Raw genomic sequence first — 20,908 nt, forward strand, 5'->3', positions numbered from 1 at the left:
CCCTTGGGAGATTTTAGGCAGCCAACTTATAAAAGTCTTCGGCCATTTGATTTGGTGTCTTAAAACCCAAACCCTTTTGAATTCTTCGATGATTATAAAATAACTCAATGTATTTTATAATATCTGCTTTGGCTTCTTCTCTGGTTTGATAGTTGTAATGATGCACTAACTCATTTTTCAGTATTCCCCAAAAGCTTTCAATCGGTGCATTATCGTAACAGTCTCCGCGCTTGCTCATTGAACCTTGAAAACCATATTGCTCAAGTATATTTCGATATTCATGGCTGCAATATTGACTTCCTCTGTCTGAATGCACAATCAGTTCTTTGGTTGGTTTTTGATTGTGAATAGCCATATTTAGCGCATTACAAACAAGCTGTGTTGTCATGCGCTCATTTAAGCTATAGCCAACCACTTGCTTCGTGTAAAGGTCTTTTACCGCTGCTAAGTACAGCCATCCTTCAACAGTCCATATGTACGTAATATCACTTGACCATGCTTGATTTGGTCTAGTCATTGAGAATTGTTGCTCCAGCAGGTTTTCATAGATCGCTCGATTATGGTCACTATTCGTAGTCCTTTTAAAACGCTTGTGTCGCTTACAATACAGGTGGTTCAGCGCTTTTATCTGACGTACAGCGTACATACTCATTTTTATGCCCTGAGCTTGTAAGTATTTGGTTAATCGAATATAACCATAGCTCTGCCTTGTCTCCTCATGGGCTATTTTCACCAATATCGTCTGTTGATTTCGTTGAATCGTTCTTTTGCTCACGCCTCTCTTGAGCCAATCATAAAAACATGAAACTGAAACATGAAGTAATCGAGCCATTAAGGTAATTGGAAATGAATATCTTTTTTGTTTCATATAGGCGTACCTTACTGACTTTCTTTGGCAAAGTACGCTGCTGCCTTTTTTAAAAATTCACGTTCCATTTCAGCTATTTTGAGCTGTTGTTTGAGTTTTTTATTTTCTTCGAGTAGAGCGTTTAGATCAGGTGAATACTGTTTTGTACCTGCTAAAGTTCCAGCCTTTGCTTTGGTATTCCAATTTGAAAGAGTTTGCATTGAAATGCTAAGTTGTCTAGCTGTTTCCGAGACATTGCCTTGATTGGCTTCAATTAATTTGATGGCTTCAGCTTTAAATTCTGTGGTGTAAGTCTTGTATTTCTTGCTCATGGTAAACTCCTGATGAGTGTGTTTAGTTTACCAAGTTAAAACCTCCTGTTTTTTCAGCACACATCAAAGCTAAAGTAACTTCTCTTTCTCTACGAATAGGATTTCTTAAATCTTGCCAATTATCTCTAAATAATCCGTTTGCTTGAAAACAATCTTTAAATTTATGCCCATCTTCATGTTTATTTCCGTACATTAGACTTCCTTCATAAATCATTTTTCAACCAATTTAATTGTTTATCTTTCACCCAATCTAAATTGTATATGCCAGCAAGTAAATTAAACCGCAGGTTTAATCGTTTACGACGATTTCTATATACACAAGATAAAATCTTAAAACATTTCATCCTTCCAAATACATGCTCTACTTGAATTCGTCTACGACCAATCTCTTTATTTAACTTTTTTAATTCAGAATCTAGTTGTTCAGTTTTCTTTGCTTTAGATGGCATGAGGCATCCAAAACCCAATTTCTTTATCCCTAAATACCCCTTATCAACGATAAAAAAGGGCTTAAATTTTAATTTCCTCATGCTTTTTTTGAATATTTTAAAATCATGCATGCTTCCATGACTTCCACATACACTCAGTATTTCACCTGTTGTATAGTGCATAGATAGCTGAAATTTAAAGGTATGTCGCTTTTTTTTACCGCTATACCATTTCTTCTGTTTTTTTTGGACGTTGAATTAATATTTCAGTTGCATCAATCACAACAACTTCCCAATCTACTTCATCTCGATTAGGAAGTTGTTTTGGCAAGTTAAATTTTCCAGAACGGATTAAGGTATCTTCAATAACACGTGTGATACGAATTGCACTCGTTTCAGATACACCGTAACTCATACCAAGATGAAAAAATGTTCGATATTCTCTCCAATATTCTATACATAAGAGCAAACGATCTTCCAACGGTAATTTATGCGGTCGTCCTTTACCAATATGACAAGGTAAATGCTTATTTAGCTCGGCCAACATGAGGTTAAATGTAGCCCAGCTAACACCGGTAAGCCTACGAAATTTAACGTCTGATAATTTTTGAATATCTTTGAATTTCATCCAAGAATTATCCCTTGAATTAAATAATTTTGCTGATTAATTTAAGATCAAATAAATTGTACGTTTTTTGATTTATGACGGAAGTCTATTAGAATCCAATACAGGATTAAGTCATAATTAAGAGAAACTATTGTTCTAAATCGTTTTGTAAATTGATATAACTGAGGTAATTGATCAAATATTTCAGCATGTTCACAATGAACTTCTTTAACAACTTCGATTAAAGCATTTTTAATATTCTTGTAAGCTGAATCAATTTTTGGATCTATTATTCCTAAATGCTTATTTACTAGCTTCGCATGCCAGACTAATCTCAAAATTAACTCAAAATCACATGTATCAAACTCGATAAAAAGTTTAGATATATCCTCATTAAAAAGTTTTAATTTTTCAGCTTCTTCTTTTAAAGAGTCAAAACGAATTTTTTGATGCAGAGCAACACTAGCCCCATTACCAATAATTAAATTGCCATTCTCATAATCATCCTTAATTTCAGCCCATTCCTTAATTGGATATTCGAAGCTGTCCGCCATAGTTTAGTCTCAAATTTTCTTATTAGTCAGATATTAAACAATTTCGGATTGGAACCAAATTAATTTCCAAGTACAATACCCCGCTAGTCGAGGGATGCTGCGACGTTTTACAGGTACGAAATGTAAAAGCGCCAGGCTCGACGATCGGTCCAACTTTTTCTAGACAGACCAACAACGGCATCCGCGAACTGAATGATCAATTATTGTTTTTTATAAGGAGATCGTGATGAACGCGGTTAATGCTTCATTTACAGATTATAAAGTTGCTGATATTTCCCTAGCTGACTACGGCCGTAAAGAAATCAAACTTGCAGAAGCTGAAATGCCTGCCCTAATGGGTCTGCGTAAGCGCTACTCAGCTGCTAAACCGCTTGCTGGTGCCAAAATCCTTGGCTGTATCCACATGACTATTCAAACTGCGGTTTTAATTGAAACTCTGGTTGAATTAGGCGCTGAAGTTCGCTGGACTTCTTGTAACATCTTCTCTACTCAAGATCACGCTGCTGCTGCAATCGCTGCTCGCGGTATTCCTGTATTTGCTTGGAAAGGCGAAACAGAAGAAGAATACATGTGGTGTCTTGAACAACAGATCAATGTGAACGGCAAACCTTGGGATGCCAACATGATTCTGGATGATGGTGGTGACTTAACTGCTGTTGTTCACGAAAAATATCCTGAACTGATTGCAAAAATCCACGGTATTACTGAAGAAACAACTACAGGTGTAGCACGTCTTCTGGAAATGTGGAAAGACGGTTCTCTGAAAGTTCCTGCGATCAACGTCAACGATTCAGTAACCAAGTCTAAAAACGACAACAAATACGGTTGCCGTCACTCTCTAAATGATGCGATCAAACGTGCAACTGACATGCTGCTTTCTGGCCGTCGTGCGTTAGTGATCGGCTATGGTGACGTAGGTAAAGGTTCTGCTCAGTCTCTTCGTCAAGAAGGTATGATCGTACGTGTATCTGAAATCGATCCAATCTGTGCGATGCAAGCATGCATGGACGGTTATGAAGTGGTTTCTCCGTACAAAAACGGTGTTCAAACTGGCAAGAAAGAAGATGTGAACGTTGATCTTCTTCAAAATACCGACCTGATCGTGACTACCACTGGTAACTACCACGTATGTGACGCTGCGATGCTAGATACACTGAAAGCTGGCGCAGTGGTTTGTAACATCGGTCACTTCGACACTGAAATCGATACCAACTACTTACGTGGTTACAAATGGGTTGAAGTGAAGCCTCAAGTACACCAAGTATATCGTTCAGAAAATGAAAATGATTACCTGATCCTGCTTTCTGAAGGTCGTCTGGTGAACCTGGGTAATGCAACTGGTCACCCATCACGTGTTATGGACGGTTCTTTTGCAAACCAGGTTCTAGGTCAAATGCACCTGTTCGCTGAGAAATTTGCGGATCTTCCAGAAGACCAAAAACAAGCAGCGATTCGTGTAGAACTACTTCCTAAGAAATTAGACGAAGAAGTTGCTGCTGCAATGGTTGCCGGTTTTGGTGGTGTTCTGACTCAATTGACTCCAGAACAAGCAGACTACCTAGGCGTACCTGTTGAAGGTCCATTCAAGTCTGATGCTTATAAATACTAATTTTTGATTTCCACCTCACCCCGGCCCTCTCCTATAAGGAGAGGGAGATTTCCATTGTGAAAATTGTTATAGGGTAAATCTTAAAGACTTTAACTATCACAATGGTAGTCCCTTCTCCCTCTGGGAGAAGGTTAGGATGAGGGTAATCTATAAAATACAAGTATTTATAAAAAGGATTTGAACATGTCTAAACAGATTCCAATTTCTTTTGAGTTTTTCCCGACCAAAACCGATGCGGGTGCAGAAAAACTTAAAACCGTACATCAAGAACTACAACTGCTGAACCCAGAATTCTTTTCTGTGACGTATGGCGCGGGTGGTTCAACACGCGAACGTACTTTATCTACGATCAATGACTTTAATGGTAAAGGTACACCCGTTGCCCCTCACCTGTCTTGTATCGGCGATGATAAAGCGCGTATTGCTGAACTGCTTGATTTGTATAAGGCACAAGGAATTAACCGTATTGTCGCGCTGCGTGGTGACTTGCCATCTGGTCAGGTGGGCCTGGGTGAATTGCCTTATGCACAGGATCTGGTTCGCTTTATCCGTGAACATTCAGGTGACCACTTCCATATTGAAGTTGCCGCTTATCCTGAAATGCATCCACAAGCAGACAGCTTTGATAAAGATATTCAGCACTTTGTGGATAAGGTAAATGCAGGTGCCAATGCTGCATTAACGCAATTCTTCTTTAATCCGGATGCTTATTTCTACTTTGTAGAACGTATCCAGAAAGCTGGAATTGATATTCCAGTAGCGCCAGGTATCATGCCAATTACCAATGCCAGCAACCTGATTCGCTTCGCAGATGGTACAGGTGCTGAAATTCCACGCTGGATTCGCAAGCAACTAGCAACTTATGGTGATGACACTGCAAGTATCAAAGCTTTTGGTCATGAAGTTGTGGTGAAATTCTGTGAACGCCTGATTGCTGGCGGTGCACCAAGCCTGCATTTCTACACCATGAATACCACTGATCCAACCCGTCAACTTGTTAAAGACCTCGGTCTTGCATAAGTAAAATACCTGATTTGAGAGTAAAACTTTAATGCCACGTTTTTTTATTGAAGCTGATTTAGCAGTAGATACCACTGTAGAACTGACTGAAACAGTGTTTCATCATTGGGTTAAAGTTTTACGTGCTCAAGTCGGCGAAAAAGCCACCCTGTTCAATGGACAAGGTGGCGAATATGAAGTTGAACTGGTTGAAGTTTCCAAAAAGTCGGCTGCTGTACAGGTCAATAGTTATAACCCTACTGATCGCACACCAAAATTTAAAGCCTTGCTTGGCCAAGTCATGAGTAAAGGTGACCGCATGGATTATGCGATCCAGAAAGCGGTCGAACTGGGTGTATCTGAAATTCAGCTTTTAACCTCTGAACGCTGTGAGATGCGCCTGAAATATGACCGCGACCAGAAAAAACTGGATCATTGGCAAGGTGTAGCCATTGCCGCTTGTGAACAGTGTGGAATGAACATTGTTCCTAAAATTTTAGCGCCAATGTCACTTGAAAAATGGCTGGAAACCGATCTTCCTCATACCAAACTGGTGCTAGCGCCAAACAAAGAAGAAATTGATGTTCTGGCGAATGCCACGCTGGATATTGCCTTGCTGATTGGCCCTGAAGGCGGCTTGAGTGAAGCTGAAATCCTAGCGGCGAATACGCAAGGCTTTGTCAATTGGTGTATTGGTGAACGTGTCCTGCGTACCGAAACTGCTCCTGTCGTTGCTCTCTCAATTTTGAATTACACTATTTAAGCGGTCAAAATTGTAAAATTTAGTTATTAATTTTATTGATTTTTATTTATAAGCACTCTACTCTTGAGTCAATAATAATGAAACACATATTGATTGATTTAAGAATCATTCAGGCTTGAATAAAAATTAAAATCTAGGATAAAAACCGTTCAGGACGAATACAAGGCACTTAATTATATGATTGATAATCAAGAGGCTTATATCAAAGAGCACTTGCATCGTGCTCAGATTGCGAACACGCTTCGACATAGCCGATATTTTCTGTTAAGTATCATGATTATTTGCCTCTATATTTTCTGTGTTTATCACATTCAATATAGCTCATCGAATAGTTATTTTAATCTCTGGTTTATCCTGACTGAAATTACCGTCAGTATGTGCTGGCTCATCAATACCCTGTATTTTAAGCCTGAACAATATCAACTGAAAAATGCACATTACTGGTTACAGATCCAGAGCCTTGCGGTAGGTTGCTGTATCGCTTCCGGTATTTCCCTGATCTATTATTACTTGCCGCAGGCCAATATTAATTTTGATGAAATAGAAGCACTAACCCTTTCGGCTTTGCTATTAATCGTGACTCAAGCCTTCGGTCTGACTTATTTAACCCAGAAGCTCAGTTACTTTTCACTGGTATTTTTACCTTCATTAGTACCCTTTTTACTCTTTCAGTTTTTTCATATTTCTGGTGCCAATCCGGTCTTTGGTCTAGCTCTAAATTTTGCAGTTATTGTGATCCTGCTCTGTGCCAATAGTACCTATCGTATTCACACACGTACTTCCCGCCTTTATGCAGAAAATGAATTGCTGGTGAATAATGCCGAACAACAGGTCGCCTGGACGAATGAACTGTGCAAACAGCTACAAACGGAAGTCAATAAATCAAAAGATATCGAACTGGAGCTACAACTCAGCAATCAACTACTAGAGCAGAAAGTTCGTGAACGTACTTATGATATTGAACAGATTAATATTGATCTGAAAAACCAGCAGCAAAACCTTGAACTGACTCATGAAATCGCCGGTATCCGTCCATGGGACTGGAATATCAAAGACCGCAGTATTTTGCTGACCAATCATAAAGATGAGAAGGTACAACGGAAATCCAGTGAGCATCATTTGCAGTTACAACATATGATTCATCCCGATGATCTGGCTGCATTCAAAAGCAATATGAAACAGCATCTGCGTGGGAAAACTGAGCGCTATGAAGTAACTTACCGGATTCAGCAAGCGCCGGGAGTCTGGAGCTGGGTACATGATGTAGGCCGGGTGATCAGTCGCGATCCCGAAACTCACCGTCCTTTACGCATGGTTGGAATTTTACGAGATATTCAACAGGAACGTAGTTCTCAAGAACGCTTGAAACTGGCAGCAAGTGTAATTGAGCAGGCGGCTGAAGGAATCTTCATTTTAAATGATGAATTACGTTATATCGAAGTGAATCCTTATTTCGAGAATTTGTCCGGTTTTGAACGTAATGACATCTTGGGTAAATATCTGTTTGATATCACTGCAAGCCATAAGTCACAGCAACGCAGCATTCATTCTAATATCATCAAGCAAGTCGTGAAAATCGGTTCCTTTGATGGCGAACTGAGTGAAAAATTCCTATCTGGCAAAGAGATGCCACTCTGGTTACATATCAATGCAATTACCGATGATGAAGGCCGTATCACTCACTATATCGGCATTGTCTCTGATCTGACTGAGCGTAAATTACAGGAACAGCGCCTGTCTTATCTGGAAAATTACGACACACTGACTGATTTACCGAACCGTTTTTACTATAACTACCAGCTGCATCAGTATCTGATGACGCAAAAAGATTCCATCAAGAAAATGGCGGTGATTCGACTCAATATCGATCGTTTCCGTCCATTGAATGAATACTTGTCTAATAATGGTGGTGATGAGCTGTTGCGTCAGGTGGCACAGCGCTTACGTCTGACCAATGCTGAAGCCCTGTTTGTAGCCCATCTAAATGGTGATGACTTTGCGATTTTGTATGAAATCTCGCATATTCGCCCGTCTGTACAGGAACATTGTCAACGAATTGCTGAAGCTTTCCAAGCTCCTTTCCATATTTTTGGCCAAGATTATGTGATTACCCTGTCGATGGGTGTGGCTTTCTATCCGGACCATGGCCGTCAGCTAGATTATTTGAATAACTGTGTTGAACAGGCGCTGAGTGAAGCCAAAAATCTTGGTGGGAATACTATCCATTTCTACTCTAATGAAAATACGGCTTTGCTAGAGCAAGGAATTTTCATTGAACGTGATCTGCGTAAAGCTATTCAGAATGGCGAACTAGTAGTCTACTATCAGCCGAAAATTAATTTCAATGACCAGCATATTTATGGCTTTGAAGCTTTAGTACGCTGGAAACATCCAGAGAAAGGTATTATTCCACCTGGTCTGTTTGTTCCTTTAGCGGAACAGACCAGCCTGATTTCCGAGATCGGCCGTTTGGTGATTCAGCAAACTGCCAGACAGATTCGTGAATGGAATGATCTTGGCTTTCATAATATCTGTGTCTCTGTGAATATCGTGGCGCAGCAACTGCGTCGTGGTCAGTTACTCGATGATCTGGATCAGGCCATTAGCGAAAACCAGATTTCTGGCACTAGTCTGGAACTAGAAATTACTGAATCTTCACTGATTGAAAACTCTGAATCTGTCAAAAATCTGCTGAACCAGATCAAGCAGCGCCAGATTAATATCTCGCTGGATGATTTTGGAACCGGTTATTCTTCTTTATCCTATCTTGCCGATTTTCCTATTGATATTCTCAAAATTGACCGCAGTTTTGTCTCTAAAATTGGGGAACATAAACAGGAAGCAATTGTCAGCGCCATGGTCGCGATGGGCAAAGCCATGGGCATGACTGTCGTCGCTGAAGGTATTGAAACTGAAGAACAGCTGCAATATCTACGTGATTTAGATTGTGATATTGCCCAAGGCTACTTCTTCTCCAAGCCATTGCCTGAACTGGAAGCAACTGCGTATTTAGAACAGAATCGCGTCGCTGAAACTTATATATATCAAGTCTAAGTCTATATCTACCTCGAATAATATTGTCGCAAAAATGGTCGACTTTGACTGGGCTAAGTGCTTAACAAATGTTATATTCAGAGCCATAAATGCAATTTTTTACCCGCTTTCTGGGTAATCTTTACAACGATAGAGATACAGATGGACGAACAATCTTTAAAGCAGCAGGCTCTTTACTATCACGAATTCCCTACTCCAGGAAAAATCAGCGTTACACCAAGCAAACAATTGGTCAACCAACGTGACTTAGCCCTTGCTTACTCGCCTGGCGTTGCCGCACCATGTCTTGAGATTGAACGCGATCCTTCAACAGCTGCACTTTATACCGCACGCGGTAACCTGGTTGCAGTGGTCAGTAACGGTACAGCAGTTCTTGGTTTGGGTAATATTGGCCCACTGGCGTCTAAACCAGTCATGGAAGGTAAAGGCGTACTGTTCAAAAAATTTGCGGGTGTTGATGTATTCGATATCGAAATTGCTGAAAATGATCCAGACAAGATTGTTGATATTGTCGCTTCTCTAGAGCCCACTTTTGGCGGGATCAACCTGGAAGACATTAAGGCTCCAGAATGTTTCTATATTGAACAGAAACTTCGTGAACGCATGAAAATTCCTGTGTTCCACGATGACCAGCATGGTACTTCAATCATTGTAGGTTCTGCTCTTCTGAATGCATTGCAATTAAATGGCAAAAAAATTGATGAAATCAAGATCATTGCTTCAGGTGCCGGCGCTGCTGCCCTGTCTTGCTTGAACTTGCTTTGTGCCCTTGGCGCGAAAAAAGAAAATATCATCGTTGCTGACTCACGTGGTCTATTAACAACTAAACGTGAAGGTCTGGACGAATCTAAAAAAGCATATGTACAAGACATTGATGCCTCTCAGATCGGTGACGTGATTGCAGGTGCAGATATGTTCTTGGGTCTTTCTGCAGCCGGTATTCTCACCAAAGAAATGGTGAAACTGATGGCCAAAGATCCAATTATCTTTGCCTTGGCGAACCCGGATCCAGAAATTCTGCCTGAACATGCACACGAAATTCGTGATGACGTCATCATGGCGACTGGCCGTTCTGACTATCCGAACCAGGTAAACAATGCACTGTGCTTCCCTTACATCTTCCGCGGTGCATTAGACGTTGGTGCCACCACCATTAATGAAGAAATGAAAATTGCCTGCGTACACGCGATTGCACGTATGGCACACGTAGAAGCAGATGCTGCATCTTATGGCGAAAAATCAGCTTCTTTCGGCCGTGATTACCTGATTCCTGGTCCACTGGATCAACGCCTGATTCTGGAAATTGCGCCTGCAGTTGCTCAAGCTGCAATGGATTCTGGCGTGGCAACTCGTCCAATTCAGGATTTCTCGGCATATCGTCAACGTCTGTCTGAGTTTGTTTACAACTCAGCCTTCATGATGAAACCAATCTTTGCACAAGCTAAAACAGATCCTAAACGTATCGCTTATGCAGAAGGTGAAGACCTGCGTGTACTTCGTGCTGCACAAATTGCAGTGGATGAAGGCTTGGCAAAACCGATTCTGGTAGGTCGTCCAGCAGTCATCGAAGCCAATATCAAGAAATTGGGCTTACGTCTTGAAGATGGTGTCAACATCACCATCGTGGATCAGGAAAAGAACCCAGATTACGAAAAATTTGCAGACGACTATTACAACCTGATGCAACGCAAAGGTGTAACGCCTGAATATGCACACCGTGAAGCGCGTCGCCGTTCTACCCTGATCGCTGCGATGCTGGTTCGTCATGGCATGGCGGACGGTATGTTATGTGGTACTTACTCAAGCTATGACATCCATCTGGACTTTGTCAGCAATGTCATCGGCAAACAGGATGGCCATAATACCTTCTTCACCTTAAACGCATTAATGCTTGAAGAGCGCAACCTGTTTATCGCGGATACCTACATCAACCGTAATCCAACGGCTGAACAGCTTGCTGAGATGACGATTCTGGCTGCTGAAGAAGTACGTCGTTTCGGTATTACTCCACGTGTTGCCCTACTTTCTCACTCTAGCTTCGGTTCAGACCAGCACGATGCCAGCGCACAAAAAATGCGCCGTGTATATGAAATCCTTTCTGAAACTGCACCTGAGCTTGAAGTTGAAGGTGAAATGCATGGTGATGCAGCACTGGACGAAAATATCCGTCAGTTTGCATTCCCGAACTCTCGTTTCAAAGGTTCTGCAAACTTGCTGATCATGCCAAATCTGGATGCAGCCAATATTTCGTTTAACCTGTTAAAAGCAACTTCAGGTAATAACGTGACCATTGGTCCTATCCTGCTTGGTGCTGCGAAACCTGTTCATATCCTGACACCAACTGCAACGACTCGTCGCGTAGTGAATATGACAGCGTTAACTGTTGCTGAAATTCAGGAAGCAGAAAAAAACGCGCTTTAAGGAATGTACGCATCAGCGTAACTTCTTGACTTGAGAAAACCTCTATTCTGTAGCATGATGCTTGTAAGAATAGAGGTTTTTTCATGCAAGTTTATTTAGTAGGCGGTGCAGTTCGGGATCATTTACTTGGACACCCCTATCACGAAAAAGATTATGTGGTTGTCGGCGCGACGCCGGAACAATTGCTTGCTAAAGGTTTTCAACCTGTTGGCAAGGACTTCCCTGTTTTTCTTCATCCTGAAACCAAAGACGAATATGCTCTGGCACGTACCGAACGCAAGTCTGGCTATGGTTATCATGGTTTCGAATTTTATACCGATATCAATGTCACCTTGGAAGAGGATCTGATCCGCCGTGACCTGACCATCAACGCCATGGCCATGGATGATTCAGGTAAGATTTATGATCCTTATGGCGGTCAAAAAGATCTGGCTGATCGTGTACTGCGTCATGTATCAGAAGCTTTTGTCGAAGATCCTTTACGTGTTTTAAGGATTGCCCGCTTTGCTGCGCGTTATCAACATCAGGGTTTTAGCATTGCAGAAGAAACGTTGGTGCTGATGAAGCAGCTGGCGGAATCGGGCGAGCTTAATGCATTGACACCTGAGCGGGTCTGGAAAGAAACCACACGCGCACTGATGGAACAAGATGCAGATGTGTATTTTGAAGTATTACGTAGTTGTGGTGCTTTAAAAGTGCTGTTCCCGGAACTGGATGCCTTATATGGCATTCCGCAACGTCCTGAATATCATCCGGAAATTGACTGTGGTATTCATACCATGATGTCTTTACAGCAAGCCTGCCGCCAAAATTATACTCTGGATGTTCGTTTTGCAGTTCTGGTTCATGACTTGGGTAAGGCATTAACCCCTGTTGAAGAATTGCCACGCCATATCATGCATGAAGAACGTGGGATCAAACCGGTAAATGAGCTATGTGAACGTTTAAGAGTTCCAACTCATACCAAACAGCTGGCATTGGCAGTTTGTAAAGAACACTTAAAATGTCACCAGGCTTTTAACTTAAAACCTGGCACTTTATGGCGTTTATTACAGCGTCTAGATGTTTTACGTCGTCCTGAACGTGTTGAAGCGTTTGTACAGGCTTGTGAATGTGACTCCCGTGGACGTTTGGGTCTAGAAAATCGTGCTTATCCTCAGGCTCAATATGTGCTGGATGCCATGCAGGTCGTACGTAGCATTAAAGCACAAGACTTGCCACCAGAATTTCAAGGTCCGGATATTGGTGAAATGCTAATTGAACGACGGATTGCGGCTTTAGCAGAACTGAAAGAACAGCATAGTGCCATACTTTAAACATTAGGCTCCTTCAAGGGGCCTTTTTATTTAATATCTGAAATCTCATTCATCTCGATTTTCTATATAGATAGCAATAATTCTTTGAAGCTACTGTGCACTTGCAACACTTCAGCAAAGTAAATATTGATTATGATTGATATTATTTTTAGCTAAGATTATGTCTAATGACTTATCTCATCCGTCAACTGGATCTTGAAAAAGACCTGTATGACGTTCATCAACTCACGATTCAGCTTGGCTATCCCTCTACGCTGAAAAATATCAAACAGCGTTGGGAACGGATTCATCAAGACAGTCATTATCAGACACTAATTATTGAACAGGATTCACATGTGATCGGCTATGCCGGTTTTATTCAGGAATACACCTGGGAATTTGACGGTGGATATTTAAGGATTCAGGCTTTTGTAATTGATCAGGCCTATCGTGGAAAAGGTATAGGCAAGCAATTAATGGCTGCTATTGAACAGATTGCAAAAGAGCAAGGCTTCAAGATGATTCAGCTCAACAGCGGAAATCGCGAAGAACGCTATCCTGCGCATGCCTTTTATCAAGGACTGGGATTTGACAGTTACAGTATTGGATTTCGCAAGCATCTGGAATGATCAGCCAGTCATAACCAGCTGATCAATCGTGAATTTAATTTATGAAATTTCAGCCGGGAAAGTAATCACTTTTTCCAATTTCATCTGATTGGTTGCAATCATCAGCAAGCGATCAAGACCTAGGGCAATACCTGAACATTCTGGCATTTGTGGCAATGCCGCCAGCAAATACTCATCAATCGGCATGACATGCAAGCCAAGCGCTGCCCGTTCTGCATTATCTGCTTCAAAGCGGGAACGTAAAACTTTAGCATCAACCAGCTCATCATAAGCATTAGCCAGTTCCAGCCCTTCGATATACAGCTCGAAACGTGCCGCAACCAGCTCTCCATCTTCATCGATTCTGGTTTTAGCCAATGATGCCAGTTCCGGTGGAAAATCTGTCAGAAATACAGCCGTATCGAACCCCAGGCTTGGCTCGACCATATGCGAAAATAACAGGTCGATATACCCTAAACGGTCATCACCCAAGTCCAGATTGAGACCTACCCGGCGACAGCAATCTTTGAGTTGCTGCAAAGTGGCCTGTAAAGGATTGAGATCCAGGCGATCCATAAAGGCATGTTTATAGCTGAGCACAGTGGGACGGATTTCCCCAAAACGTGCCTTAAGTGTCACATTTAACAGATCCGTCACTTCAAACATCAGATCTTTCAGACTAAAGCCTGGTCGATACCATTCCAGCATACTGAATTCACTGTTGTGCTTGCGGCCGTGTTCATCATCCCGAAACACCTTACAGATCTGGTAAATCGGTCCACTACCACTCGCCAATAAACGTTTCATGGCAAATTCAGGTGAGGTCTGTAGATAATGTGTGCCGAGCTTACCCATGACATGACGCTGGGCCTGAATCGAAGCCAGATGCACATCGGTCACACCAGCCTGAGATAAAATCGGTGTTTCCACTTCCAGCACTTCACGTTCAGCAAAAAACTGACGAAGCTGGGCATACATGTTGGCACGTGCTTTAATGGCTTTTAAGTCGCAGGTCGGTTGATAAGATACAATCTGACTCATGCCTTTGGCCCTCCATGAGCGGCCCATTCACGGCGTAAAGGATAAGTCTTGCGTAAATGATCAAATGCTTTCTGATCGACTTTGCCATCTTTTAAACAGGCACGCAGATTGGCATCATCACGGGCGATATCATAGATCTGGGTTAAATGCTGCTGTAGCGCCAGTTTTAAATCCTGATTCTGGAAAAACTGTTCACAGACAGGCAACTGGCTTTCAAACTGCTTATTAATCTCAAAGCCGAAAGTCTGGCAAAATGCGTCGTAAATCATTTGAGTACCGCGTGCCTTACCTTCCAGACTATAACCTGCAATATGCGGCGTCACCAAAGTAATCAGATTCAGCAACTGTTCAGAAATTTCCGGTTCATGCTCAAAGACATCCAGTACAACCTGACGTTGAGTTGCCAGAATATCAGCAATTAGTGCTGCTTCTTCAACGACTGGCCCACGCGCTGAATTAATTAAAATGGCTTCAGGCTTCATTTGTCCAAGTGCAGCAGCATTAATCAAATGATAAGTCGGATGCTGACCCGTTTTGGTTAAAGGCACATGAATGGAAATGGCATCTGCAGTTTTTAGCAGTTGTTCAAATTCAACCTGATGAACCTGATCGCGCTGTACAAAGGGATCATAGGCAATCACATTCCAGCCTAGCAATTTGGCCATTGTTGCTAAACGCGAACCGACATTTCCTAGACCGACAATACCCAAGGTGAAATCTTTATTTGCATTGATCAATTGAGGTTGTAAATATAATAGAGCCGTAATCACATATTCAGCTACCGCCTGCGCATTACAACCGGGTGCATTGCTCCAGCGGATGTTCTGTTGTTCTAGTGCAGCAATGTCCAGATGATCTGTACCAATGGTGGCACTGCCGACGAATTTAATCTGACTGTCCTGTACGAGTGCTGCATTGACTTTGGTCACGGAACGGACCAATAAAGCCTCGGCATCTTTTACATCGTTCGCAGTGAGAGTTCTTCCTGCACAATGCTGAATATCGCCAAATTCTGCAAAGAAATAATCGGTAAATGCCAGATTTTCATCTGCGACAATTTTCATAATCTGTTCCAACGCCTGAATCTGTCTATCATACCGCGTCAACCGGGATGTGACTATTTTCACTCAAGCTTTAGATGAATTCTTATAAACATAGAGATATAAAAAATGCCGAAGTCAAACATCACTTCGGCAAAGGAGTGTAATTGGAGTAAGAAAATGACGCAGGGTTAGGCGATTGAAAGCCATACCCTGCACGAAAATGTTTCCTGTTTTAATTGGAGAATGCAGCAATACCTGTTTGCGCACGACCTAGAATTAAGGCGTGTACATCATGGGTACCTTCATAAGTGTTGACCACTTCCAGGTTTACCAGATGACGTGCCACACCGAATTCATCAGAAATGCCGTTACCGCCCATCATGTCTCGCGCTAAACGGGCAATATCTAAGGCTTTACCACAGTTATTACGCTTGATCAGTGAAGTACCTTCCACTGAAGCAATACCCTCATCTTTCATGCGGCCAAAACGTAAAGCGACTTGCAGACCTAACGCAATTTCAGTTTGCATGTCTGCCAGTTTTTTCTGGATTAGCTGATTCGCAGCCAATGGACGGCCAAACTGTTTACGGTCCATGGTATATTGATGCGCTGTATGCCAACAGAATTCCGCTGCACCCATCGCACCCCAAGCAATACCATAACGGGCACTATTCAGGCAGGTAAATGGACCTTTTAGACCACGAATTTCCGGGAACGCGTTTTCCTCTGGTACAAATACATTGTCCATCACGATTTCACCGGTGATCGAAGCACGTAGGCCAACCTTACCGTGAATCGCTGGTGCAGAAAGCCCTTCCCAGCCTTTTTCTAAAATAAAGCCGCGAATATCACCGACATTGCCTTCAGGAGACACTTCTTTCGCCCAAACCACAAAGACATCCGCAATCGGGCTGTTGGTAATCCACATTTTGGCGCCCGTCAAACGGTAACCACCATCAACTTTCTTGGCACGAGTAATCATGCTGCCTGGATCAGAACCATGATCTGGTTCAGTCAGACCGAAACAGCCGATATATTCACCAGAAGCCAGCTTCGGTAAATATTTTTGTTTCTGTTCTTCAGAACCAAATTCATTGATTGGCACCATCACAAGAGAACTTTGTACGCTGGCCATAGAACGGTAACCCGAATCCACACGCTCCACTTCGCGGGCAATCAGACCATAGCTGACATAATTTAAACTAGCGCCACCGTATTGCTCAGGAATGGTTGGACCCAGCAGACCGAGTTCACCCATTTCACGGAAAATCATTGGATCGGTTTTTTCATGACGGAACTGCTCTAATACACGCGGCTGTAACTGTCCCTGACAATATGCACGCGCAGATTCCATGATCATGCGTTCTTCTTCAGTCAGCTGCTGCTCCAGTAAGAACGGATCCTGCCAGTTAAAATAGACTTTGCTGGTTTTTTTCGTATCGACCATTTGATTCATAGTATTCCCTGCCAATCCTTCATCTATCTATTAGATGATGTTGTTTTATCCTTCAGATTGACTCTAGGCATGAATCATGACTTGTTCAAACAATAAATTTGCATGCAGCTATGCACTTTATGCATACCTTATATAAGTTGCTATTTCTAGAAATTATTTTCTTAGCTTATTTGCCTGTTTTTTATACCAAAGTCGTATAGTAGTATAAGATTGATATACCATTTATTGATATCTGACCATTTTAAGTTCAAGGATGAACAAGTGCGTAGAAAAATACCTTCCCTGCAAGCGCTGATCTGTTTCGAAACTGCTGCACGTCATGCCAGTTATACCTATGCTGCACAGGAACTGTTTTTAACCCAAAGTGCAGTTTCACGCCAGATCCAGCAACTGGAGGAGTATTTAGGCACGGCTTTATTTACCCGTACGCGGCATGGTGTAAAACTCAATCATGCTGGACAGCAATATTTAAAAAGTATCACTCCGCATCTCAAAGGACTGGAACAGTCAACCCTAGACGTCATTACGCATCAAGGGCGCGGCGGTACTTTAAAACTGGGCGTAGTGCCTACGTTTGCGACTCGCTGGCTATTACCTAAACTCCAGAGCTTTAATCGGCTGTATCCTGAAATTACGATACATCTGGAAACCAGCACCCGCCCTTTTCTGTTTCAGGAACAGATTTTCGATGCTGCTATTTATGCAGGAACACCTCAACAGGTCGAACAATGGCCTGGTACGCATAGCCATTTTCTAATGCATGAAGATGTAGTTGCTGTCTGTGCACCTGACCTGATTCAACAGTATTTTCCCGATGCACAGAAGATTAATGACTACAGCTATGACTTAAGTGCTGAACAACTGGTTCAACTCCCTTTATTACAGCAAACCACCCGGCCGAATATCTGGGAAGACTGGTTCAAGCTACATCAGATCCAACATCCAAATCCTTTGCAGGGGCAACGACATGAACTGTTTTCTATGCTCGCTGTAGTGGCTAGCCATGGCATGGGAATGGCCTTGATCCCGCAAATGCTAATTGAAAAAGAATTAAAGCGACAGGAATTGGTGCTGGTATCCAGTAAGACCTTAGAAAAGAAACGAGGCTATTATCTGGTCCATTCCAGTCAGGAAAGCTCACCGCTGATTGAAAAATTTGTTGCATGGATACAACAGGAAATTCAGGGCAGCCTTCCATCTGAGTCTGACCTATAAACCCCAATGATCAGACAATAAAAAACCCCAATCAATGATCGGGGTTTTTCGTATCTGGCGGAAGCGGTGAGATTCGAACTCACGGAGGGGTATAAGCCCTCGTCGGTTTTCAAGACCGGTGCATTAAACCGCTCTGCCACGCTTCCATGGCCGCCATCATATAAATATTTCTGTTTCTTGGCAATAAATTTTCGCAAAACTTCTGTAAAAAGCAGTTCATTCAGTTAAAAATCAGACGAAAATTTTAGAGTAGATAAAATTTTATACATAAGATTTAGGGGCTGATATTTTTATTTTCAGAATGAATTTAGCCTTAATGTTCACATCATTTTGAACAATGAAAATTTAAAATCATTTTAATGAGTTAAAAATAAAAACCCCGATCAATGATCGGGGTTTTCGTATCTGGCGGAAGCGGTGAGATTCGAACTCACGGAGGACTCACACCCTCGTCGGTTTTCAAGACCGGTGCATTAAACCGCTCTGCCACGCTTCCATGGCCGCCATCATATAAATAAAAATTGCGCTTGGCAAATATTTTTCCAATTTCTCTGCATCAACTGCGCAAAATAAAATCAATTTCATTAATCTTCTGAATTTTCTGGCTTTTCATAGCGAATTGAATTGATAAACCAGAGTTTCTTGCCGGATGGCGTTATCACCTCAGCTTCATCATCCACTGACTTGCCTAACAGGGCACGCGCCATTGGGGAATCAATCGAAATATGCTGCGGATGATGATCATAAATTTCATCGACGCCTACGATCCGAAGGCTCTTCTGCTCACCCTGTTCATTTTCAATTTCAACCCAGGCACCAAAATAAACTTTACCTTCCTGTTCAGGAGAAAAATCAACAATTCTCAGCTCTTCCAGCCGCTTGCCCAGATAACGAACCCGACGATCAATTTTACGTAAAAGCTGTTTGTTATATTGGTAATCTGCATTTTCCGAACGGTCGCCGAGACTGGCTGCCCAGTTCACTTTTTTGGTAATTTCAGGACGTTCTTCATGCCAGAGATTTTTAAGTTCTGCCACCAATTTGTCATGTCCACCACGGGTAATCAGGTTAGATTTCATGTGTTTTAATTGCCAATTTTGAACCAGTTTTTAGACATTAAGAGCTTATTTTATTTGGAGTTTTAGGACAAGCCAGAATATGCAATTTTTTCTTCAATAAATTTAATAACTTAAATTACATTTAAAAAATAAATTATGTACAAAATTTGACAATTCATTTTTTGATCTTTAATATGCACCCTACTTTTGGAATCGCTTATTTTTTAATCTATGTAGTTTTTCTACATATTTCCCGATCAATTTAGTCATTTTTGAATGACGTCATGACTGCCCAACCCTTATTGAATTTATCAAACTTTTAAAAGTTACTGGCTAGTATTGGCTGTGATTTTTAGGGCATAAATTACTTGTAGCGGAGACAACATGCACAGTAGTTCAACCACTGGGTCGAGGCTTTGCCTTAGCTCTTTTATCTCTTCTCTCCCTGTAAAAGCACTGGTACTGAGTACGGCACTTATCCCCTTTCATAGTATCAATGCCACTAAAACCACATTTCAATATGATCATGTGGTCAATAGCAACAAACTCACCGTCGTCACAGTTCAAAGTCCAACGACTGTGTTTCAGGATGGACAACATCAGCATGGCTTTGGTTATGACCTGGTTCGTAACTATGCCAACAGCCTGAATGTTAAGCTGGATTTTAAAACTGTTCCGGATAATGCCACGGCCCTGAAATGGGTAGCCCAAGGCAAAGCCAATCTGGCCATGACCACCACTGATCTGGGTACGATTGAACAACAGCGTTTAACGGCTTTTTCTGCCACTTGTGGTGATGAGTCTTCACTGGCCAGTAATGGACTGAATGCCAATCTGAATCTGGTATTTAAATCAGCCAGTGATCCCTTGAGTCAAACCGCCAGTGCTTTTGTCTGTCAAGGCAAACAAAGTGGTGCGATCAAGCAGCTTGCATCCTTCTACAATCAGAATGTGGTAGAAGAACATTCTTGGGATGAAATTCAACAGGACCTGAACCAGCGCCTCCCCACATACAAGGCGAGCTTCCAGAAATCTGCTCAGCAGTACGATCTGGACTGGCACCTGCTCGCCGCGATCGGTTACCAGGAATCCTATCTAAAGCCAAACTCCGTATCTCCCACCGGTGTCCGCGGTCTGATGATGCTCACAAGCTCTACCGCAAAAGCGATGGGGGTTAGTAACCGGACAGATCCAGGCGAAAGTATTGATGGGGGTGCCAAATACTATGACCAGATGCTGAGCCGTTATGAACATATCCCTTATCCGGATCGTAACTGGTTTGCTTTAGTTGCCTATAACATGGGCCCAGGTGCTGTGAATCAGCTGCAAAAACGTATTCAGGCCCAAGGCAAGAATCCGAATAACTGGGTAAACCTGTATGCTTATCTGGAACAGAATAAAGCCAGTAATGGTCGTTACCGTCAGGCCCTGCAATACGTGACCCGTATTCGTGCCTATCTGGAACACATCAAGACCACTCCACAGCTGGTGAATATTTAAGCCTGATCATTTCAAATCCAGATATTCAGCTATAAAAAAAAAGCTTACCTCAGGGTAAGCTTTTTTTTACTACAGCTT

17 protein-coding genes, 2 tRNA genes and 1 pseudogene are annotated in these 20,908 nt (G+C 42.1%); 9 read left to right on the plus strand and 11 right to left on the minus strand.

The genetic code is table 11. The features are described 5' to 3' along the window. Positions 1-13: 13 nt before the first annotated feature. From F897_RS13835 to F897_RS13865, 5 genes and pseudogenes are all read right to left on the minus strand, one after another. Positions 14-1,179, minus strand: a protein-coding gene (locus tag F897_RS13835; RefSeq protein ID WP_087748731.1) for an IS3-like element ISAba22 family transposase whose coding sequence is annotated in 2 segments (ribosomal slippage) — positions 14-921 and positions 921-1,179 — 1,167 coding nt in all. Because the reading frame shifts where the segments join, the coding sequence is not laid out codon by codon here. 22 nt (positions 1,180-1,201) lie between these two features. Beyond that, positions 1,202-1,372 (minus strand): DUF4917 family protein, encoded by a 171-nt coding sequence (locus tag F897_RS13845; protein ID WP_005236744.1) that lies wholly within the window; start codon positions 1,370-1,372, stop codon positions 1,202-1,204. A 10-nt stretch (positions 1,373-1,382) separates the two neighbouring features. Further along, a pseudogene (locus F897_RS17175) lies at positions 1,383-1,793 on the minus strand (transposase family protein); the annotation flags it as partial. A 37-nt stretch (positions 1,794-1,830) separates the two neighbouring features. Next, complete coding sequence (locus tag F897_RS13860) at positions 1,831-2,235, minus strand: transposase family protein (protein ID WP_005234907.1); 405 nt, start codon at positions 2,233-2,235, stop codon at positions 1,831-1,833. 47 nt (positions 2,236-2,282) lie between these two features. Then, positions 2,283-2,768 carry a DUF4917 family protein gene (locus F897_RS13865; RefSeq protein ID WP_005236745.1) on the minus strand — a complete coding sequence of 162 codons (486 nt, stop codon included), beginning with the start codon at positions 2,766-2,768 and terminating at the stop codon, positions 2,283-2,285. 226 nt (positions 2,769-2,994) lie between these two features. Between F897_RS13865 and ahcY the strand changes: the two genes are divergently transcribed. The 7 genes from ahcY to F897_RS13900 all read left to right on the plus strand — a co-directional run bounded on the left by ahcY (position 2,995) and on the right by F897_RS13900 (position 13,538). After that, on the plus strand, positions 2,995-4,377 hold the full coding sequence (ahcY, locus tag F897_RS13870) for an adenosylhomocysteinase (protein WP_005236746.1): 1,383 nt from the start codon (positions 2,995-2,997) through the stop codon (positions 4,375-4,377). A 183-nt stretch (positions 4,378-4,560) separates the two neighbouring features. Then, complete coding sequence (gene metF / locus F897_RS13875) at positions 4,561-5,397, plus strand: methylenetetrahydrofolate reductase [NAD(P)H] (RefSeq protein WP_005236747.1); 837 nt, start codon at positions 4,561-4,563, stop codon at positions 5,395-5,397. Between the two features lie 31 nt (positions 5,398-5,428). Further along, the gene (locus F897_RS13880) at positions 5,429-6,139 is read left to right on the plus strand and encodes a 16S rRNA (uracil(1498)-N(3))-methyltransferase (protein ID WP_005236749.1); all 711 of its coding nucleotides are present in this window, start codon (positions 5,429-5,431) and stop codon (positions 6,137-6,139) included. A 177-nt stretch (positions 6,140-6,316) separates the two neighbouring features. Next, on the plus strand, positions 6,317-9,193 hold the full coding sequence (locus tag F897_RS13885) for a putative bifunctional diguanylate cyclase/phosphodiesterase (RefSeq protein ID WP_005236751.1): 2,877 nt from the start codon (positions 6,317-6,319) through the stop codon (positions 9,191-9,193). Positions 9,194-9,334: 141 nt separating this feature from the next. After that, positions 9,335-11,614, plus strand: coding sequence for an NADP-dependent malic enzyme (locus F897_RS13890; RefSeq protein ID WP_005236761.1), 2,280 nt, complete (start codon positions 9,335-9,337; stop codon positions 11,612-11,614). 83 nt (positions 11,615-11,697) lie between these two features. Further along, positions 11,698-12,930 carry a multifunctional CCA addition/repair protein gene (locus F897_RS13895; RefSeq protein WP_005236764.1) on the plus strand — a complete coding sequence of 411 codons (1,233 nt, stop codon included), beginning with the start codon at positions 11,698-11,700 and terminating at the stop codon, positions 12,928-12,930. A 167-nt stretch (positions 12,931-13,097) separates the two neighbouring features. Then, entirely contained in the window at positions 13,098-13,538 is a 441-nt protein-coding gene (locus F897_RS13900) for a GNAT family N-acetyltransferase (RefSeq protein ID WP_005236766.1), read from the plus strand. A gap of 39 nt (positions 13,539-13,577) precedes the next feature. On the opposite strand, the gene epmA is transcribed toward F897_RS13900, so the two are convergent. The 3 genes from epmA to F897_RS13915 all read right to left on the minus strand — a co-directional run bounded on the left by epmA (position 13,578) and on the right by F897_RS13915 (position 17,057). Continuing rightward, positions 13,578-14,558 (minus strand): EF-P lysine aminoacylase EpmA, encoded by a 981-nt coding sequence (gene epmA / locus F897_RS13905; protein WP_005236768.1) that lies wholly within the window; start codon positions 14,556-14,558, stop codon positions 13,578-13,580. After that, a complete protein-coding gene (locus F897_RS13910) occupies positions 14,555-15,622 on the minus strand; it encodes a 4-phosphoerythronate dehydrogenase (protein ID WP_005236770.1) in 1,068 nt (355 codons plus the stop codon). The genes epmA and F897_RS13910 overlap by 4 nt, the downstream gene beginning before the upstream one ends. Positions 15,623-15,833: 211 nt before the next feature. Further along, positions 15,834-17,057 (minus strand): acyl-CoA dehydrogenase, encoded by a 1,224-nt coding sequence (locus tag F897_RS13915; protein WP_005236771.1) that lies wholly within the window; start codon positions 17,055-17,057, stop codon positions 15,834-15,836. Between the two features lie 261 nt (positions 17,058-17,318). Between F897_RS13915 and F897_RS13920 the strand changes: the two genes are divergently transcribed. After that, complete coding sequence (locus F897_RS13920; protein ID WP_005236773.1) at positions 17,319-18,272, plus strand: LysR substrate-binding domain-containing protein; 954 nt, start codon at positions 17,319-17,321, stop codon at positions 18,270-18,272. Between the two features lie 55 nt (positions 18,273-18,327). On the opposite strand, the gene F897_RS13925 is transcribed toward F897_RS13920, so the two are convergent. The 3 genes from F897_RS13925 to greB all read right to left on the minus strand — a co-directional run bounded on the left by F897_RS13925 (position 18,328) and on the right by greB (position 19,351). Continuing rightward, positions 18,328-18,418 (minus strand) — tRNA-Ser (locus F897_RS13925). A gap of 260 nt (positions 18,419-18,678) precedes the next feature. Beyond that, positions 18,679-18,768: transfer RNA gene (locus tag F897_RS13930), tRNA-Ser, on the minus strand. Positions 18,769-18,856: 88 nt separating this feature from the next. Beyond that, positions 18,857-19,351 carry a transcription elongation factor GreB gene (gene greB, locus F897_RS13935; RefSeq protein WP_005236775.1) on the minus strand — a complete coding sequence of 165 codons (495 nt, stop codon included), beginning with the start codon at positions 19,349-19,351 and terminating at the stop codon, positions 18,857-18,859. 363 nt (positions 19,352-19,714) lie between these two features. Between greB and F897_RS13940 the strand changes: the two genes are divergently transcribed. After that, positions 19,715-20,830: an MltF family protein gene (locus tag F897_RS13940; protein ID WP_005236781.1), complete on the plus strand. Its 1,116-nt coding sequence runs from the start codon at positions 19,715-19,717 to the stop codon at positions 20,828-20,830. Positions 20,831-20,908 lie beyond the last annotated feature (78 nt).

Origin of the sequence: Acinetobacter variabilis (assembly GCF_000369625.1) — a bacterium.
In the GTDB taxonomy this organism is placed as follows: Bacteria; Pseudomonadota; Gammaproteobacteria; order Pseudomonadales; family Moraxellaceae; genus Acinetobacter; species Acinetobacter variabilis.